The 3,994-nt window shown below is 39.4% G+C and carries 3 protein-coding genes and 1 pseudogene; 3 read left to right on the plus strand and 1 reads right to left on the minus strand.

The window, feature by feature from the left end; genetic code table 11:
* A partial coding sequence (locus CK510_RS32085; RefSeq protein ID WP_095724673.1) for a glycosyltransferase occupies nt 1–671 on the plus strand: 671 nt, incomplete at its 5' end.
* 297 nt (nt 672–968) lie between these two features.
* Here the strand turns inward: CK510_RS32085 and eno are convergent.
* A complete protein-coding gene (gene eno, locus CK510_RS27450) occupies nt 969–2,255 on the minus strand; it encodes a phosphopyruvate hydratase (RefSeq protein ID WP_095724674.1) in 1,287 nt (428 codons plus the stop codon).
* 325 nt (nt 2,256–2,580) lie between these two features.
* Here eno and CK510_RS27455 point away from each other — a divergent pair, with 325 nt between their 5' ends.
* Both CK510_RS27455 and CK510_RS27460 read left to right on the plus strand, forming a co-directional pair.
* Entirely contained in the window at nt 2,581–3,213 is a 633-nt protein-coding gene (locus tag CK510_RS27455) for a 4Fe-4S single cluster domain-containing protein (protein ID WP_095724675.1), read from the plus strand.
* Nucleotides 3,214–3,800: 587 nt separating this feature from the next.
* Nucleotides 3,801–3,994, plus strand: a pseudogene (locus CK510_RS27460) (LEVG family PEP-CTERM protein); the annotation flags it as partial.

Here is a 3,994-nt window from a genome sequence, read left to right on the forward strand (position 1 = left end):
ATGATTCGATTAAAATTAATGCTTTGTCATATATTATTGATAATCTCAAAACCCATCCTACACTAGCTTTATTAGTACTTAACTATTCTCGATTTGATACTATTAATTCTCAAATCATCAAGGAAAGTAATTTTAATATTCAGCAAGAAGAAGTACATAACAATGCTAGAAAGTTCATCGAAGAAGAGATTAAGTATAATATTTTTGGTTTTGGTTTTATGACATCTCAAATATATCGCACAGATGCAGTGAGAATGGCATTACAAAAATGGCAAAATTCATTTGATAATCTGGAATCACAAGTTTTTTGGGGAGCTTATTCTGGATTACAAGGAAGCGTCAAGTTTAGTCGTGATGTTTTTGTTGAATATACTTGTGAAACCAATGGTCTAAGTAATAAAAAGGTCTGGTTTAAAGTACATTATTCCGATTTACCTAGAGTTTATATAAAATTAAGAGAAATTGGATATAGCAAAAAGTTTTGTCAGCAATTAATAATCCACCATTTCACAAAAGAAAATACTTTGAGAAGGTTGATTGGAGGAATAAGAAGATTTCCTATTATGGGATTGAAAACAGCAATACCTTATTTGATATTGGTAATTAAAACATTCGCAGAAAGTGTTTTATCTTTATTTATTTCTTTATTCTCTCTGCGTTTTGGTGGTTAGTTAAACCAACAAGATAATTTTGAGTTTTAGTCTTAACTAAAACATATTGAACTATATACTTACCAATCATGTTATTAGTGAGGGTGGGAAAACCCTTCGGGTAAGCGCAAAGCGCAGGCTTCGCCAACGCCAGTTCGACGAAGAGAAGTTGCGTGCGCGGGTTCCCCGCGTTGAGCAAACTTCGGGGACGGAAACCGACACCGCCGACTGGACTCACCCCACCCCTACAATTTAGGATAATTTATCAGGTATCAGATTTTATCTCCAAAATCTAAATCCAAAATCTAAATCCAAAATCTAGATTCCTTTTGGTCCCATACCAACTTTACCTGCATAAATAGCCTGTTGTCCCAACTCATCTTCAATCCGCAACAAACGATTATACTTAGCAACCCGTTCACTACGACATAACGAACCAGTCTTAATTTGTCCTGCACGAGTAGCAACAGCCAAATCAGCAATTGTTGTATCCTCAGTTTCCCCCGAACGGTGACTAATAATGGAGCGGAAACTGTTGCGTGTAGCTAAATCAATTGTTTCCAAAGTTTCCGTCAGCGAACCAATTTGATTCAACTTAATTAAAATTGAATTAGCCGCTTTTTGCTCAATACCTTTTTGCAAACGTACCGCATTGGTAACAAACAAATCATCGCCAACCAACTGCACTTTAGAACCAATTTTTTTAGTTAAAGCTTGCCAACTTTGCCAATCTTCCTCATGCAAACCATCCTCAATGGAAACAATCGGATACTGACTAGTTAGCTTTGCCAAATAATCAATAAACTCAGTAGGAGAATGGGGTTTGCCATCATAAACATACTGCCCATCCTTGTAAAACTCGCTCGCAGCCACATCCAAAGCCAAAGCCACCTCTTCACCAGGCTTATAACCAGCTTTTTCGATGGCAGCCACGAGCAATTCTAAAGCGACTTGGTTCGACTCCAAATTGGGAGCAAAACCACCTTCATCACCCACACCAGTCAGTAAACCCTTATCATCAAGGACTTTCGCCAAAGTTGCAAAAACCTCCGCTCCCCAGCGTAAAGCCTCACGGAACGAATCAGCACCAACAGGCACAATCATAAATTCCTGAAAATCAATATTATTCGCTGCATGGGCACCACCATTAATCACATTCATCAACGGTACAGGCAACAAATTCGCCAAAGGACTACCCAAATAGCGATATAAAGGAAGACCCAAAGACTCCGCACCAGCCTTTGCCGCAGCCAGGGACACCGCTAAAATCGCATTAGCACCCAAATTCGTCTTATTCGCCGAACCATCGAGCCTAATCATGGTTTTGTCGAGAAGTTCCTGATTGAGAACATCCATCTCAATTAATTCTGGCGCGATCGCATCTCTGACATTTTGCACCGCTTTGAGTACACCCTTACCACCATAACGATTTTTCTCCCCATCTCGCAGTTCATGGGCTTCAAAACTACCCGTCGAAGCACCACTAGGAACCTGCGCTAATCCAATTGCACCATTGAACAAATGTACTTCAGCCTCAATGGTGGGTTTTCCCCGCGAGTCCAGAATTTCCCGTGCAATAATATTCGCGATCGCAGTATCTATCATCTGTATTTTGTCCTTTGTATGAAGGTTCTTTTGTGTGAACGTACTTTTTTTTGCCGCTTGCAGTAAACATTCCAACGCAGCCCGACAACTTAGCATAGGACGAGTAGGTGACTCTATTCTATAAGCAGAGATTAAGGAATATTTTAGGCATTGGGCATTGGGCATTGGGCATTGTGCATTGGGCATTGGGCATTGTGCATTGGGTATTGGGTATGGGAAAGTTGATAAATCCTCTTTTTCCTGATTCCATCCTTCACAAAATCCTCAAACTTTGCCCCTAATCTTTAAACAGTCAAGTTTCCACCTGAACAAACGGAGATAAAAAATGACTCAACAAAAATCAAACCCATATCTTTCACTCATAGAAATCCCACCTGGTTATCTTAATATCATGGGTTACGTTGATGCATCGTCTGTAAATGGTCCTGGTTCCCGTGCGGTTGTCTGGGTACAGGGTTGTATCCGCGAATGCCCAGGTTGTTTTAATCCAGATTCTTGGGATTTTGAAATTAACCAACTAATTTCCATTGACAAACTAGCCGAAAAAATCCTTGCTGACTCCCGCAACCAAGGAGTCACTTTTTCTGGGGGAGAACCCTTCTGGCAAGCACCAGCACTTGCACAACTTGCTCGTCAACTCAAAGCCGCAGGACTTAATATCATGTCCTTTAGTGGCTTTACTTTAGAACAACTCCAATCCGATTATGCACCAGCTGGCGCAAAAGACTTGTTAGCAGAACTTGATATTTTAATTGATGGTGCTTATATCCAGTCACTAGCGATAAATACTCCTGATTCTCCCGTTTCCTCTAGTAACCAACGAGTTCGCATCTTTAATCCAGCCCTCAGCGACCAAATTAACTGGGCTAGTGACCAAATCGAAGTTCACATTTTTAAGGATGGTAGCCGACTCGTCACAGGCTATCGAGGTGGTTTGGATTTGACCAGTGGAGAATAATGTAGGGGCAAACGGTTGTTTGCCCTGATTTAGTTGTTTGAACTGATTTATATTCCATCCCAACGAGAAATACCATATCTCCAAACAATAAATGTACTGAAAACCTTGGTAGATATCCCACCAGGTACAATTTTTGCATCTACTTACGCACGACAAAATTTAATCTGGAAGCATTTTCCATTATTTCAACTGCCACAATATCCTTATTTATCAATACTATTTAGCTCTATATTCTGAATCAGTATACAGAGATTCAAACGTAGCCAAGACGAATCTTGAAGAAGAGAGCAATTCCATCTTTTAAAACTTCAAAAAGTGTATATAAAGTTTTATCTTTGGTCAGCGAAAGCATCAGATAGGGTGCTATTTTTTGTAACTATGTTTGTCAAGATACGACTATCAAATAAAACATAAGCTTTAAGTAATTATCCAAATATTGTCTTCAGAATCAAGTTTAAATGAACCTTGGAAATAAGGGATGACGTTTGCACTTAGGTGGAAATAACATAGAAACATGAATCGAAAAAAACACGCAGAGCCGATTCCAAAAGCTACTTAAAAACACCTAATTTAGATAAGAGACAACCATGAAAAAAGTTACTTTGTCCGCAAAAATCCTCGCAGCAGCTACCGTTGGTTTCAGTGTTATTACTCTCGCTTCCTCAGCAAATGCAGCATCTTTAGTTCCACAAATGGAAGGTGAAATTCAACTTACAAATAATGGAGCTTGTTTAACAGATGCAGCAAATTGTATTGATACAACTCCTCTCGGTTACACAAT

It is taken from the genome of Brunnivagina elsteri CCALA 953 (assembly GCF_002289455.1).
In the GTDB taxonomy this organism is placed as follows: domain Bacteria; phylum Cyanobacteriota; class Cyanobacteriia; order Cyanobacteriales; family Nostocaceae; genus Brunnivagina; species Brunnivagina elsteri.

What these genes read in the sequence shown, in the direction of transcription:
- eno (WP_095724674.1), bottom strand. Translation starts at nt 2,255, where the DNA reads ATGATAGATACTGCGATCGCGAATATTATTGCACGGGAAATTCTGGAC.
- CK510_RS27455 (WP_095724675.1), top strand. Translation starts at nt 2,581, where the DNA reads ATGACTCAACAAAAATCAAACCCATATCTTTCACTCATAGAAATCCCA.